The 495-nt window shown below is 61.6% G+C and carries 1 protein-coding gene; it reads right to left on the bottom strand.

Going from position 1 to position 495, the window contains the following annotated elements; genetic code table 11:
- Positions 1 to 210: SDR family NAD(P)-dependent oxidoreductase (locus tag EN935_RS39835; protein WP_127374444.1), on the bottom strand; the 210-nt coding region annotated here is incomplete at its 3' end.
- Between the last annotated feature and the right edge of the window lie 285 nt (positions 211 to 495).

The following is a 495-nucleotide window of genomic DNA, read 5'->3' as shown; positions in this document are numbered from 1 at the left end:
ATCGTCGACCTGTTCAGCCTTGGAGATGTCGCAGGCAACCGCCAATGCCTTGGCATCGGTACGGCCGGCCTCGGCCACCGCTGCATCCAGCACGGATTTGCGGCGTCCGCAGAACACCGTGTTCCAGCCGGCCTTGAGCAGTGCCGTGGCGACGCTCTTGCCGATGCCCGTGCCGGCGCCGGTGACGATGGCGGTTCTTTGCTCGGTCATGGCTGTTGTCCTCCGGCAGCGCTGCGCTTGCTCGACTGATTTTCGGGGTTTGGCTCGAGAAAAGAAGGCATCGCAAATGACAGCGGCGATGGCAAGCGAGTCCACCTAGGTCTCGACAAAAAGGGCGGTCATTGGCGACCGCCCTGATCTGAACCGGGCTTGGGAGGAGGAAAGCCGATCCGACTGTGTAGAATGATGCGCTTGCTGAGTTAACGAAAGGTTAACTCGACAAAGGCGGCCTGTGCCGTTTTGGCCTACCAGCGCGGATTGGGTGAGGTCCCCGCC

Origin of the sequence: Mesorhizobium sp. M7D.F.Ca.US.004.03.1.1 (assembly GCF_003998635.1) — a bacterium.
Taxonomy (GTDB): domain Bacteria; phylum Pseudomonadota; class Alphaproteobacteria; order Rhizobiales; family Rhizobiaceae; genus Mesorhizobium; species Mesorhizobium loti.
Note: the sequence above shows the minus strand (reverse complement) of the source record. Positions and strands in the feature narration are given on the sequence as shown.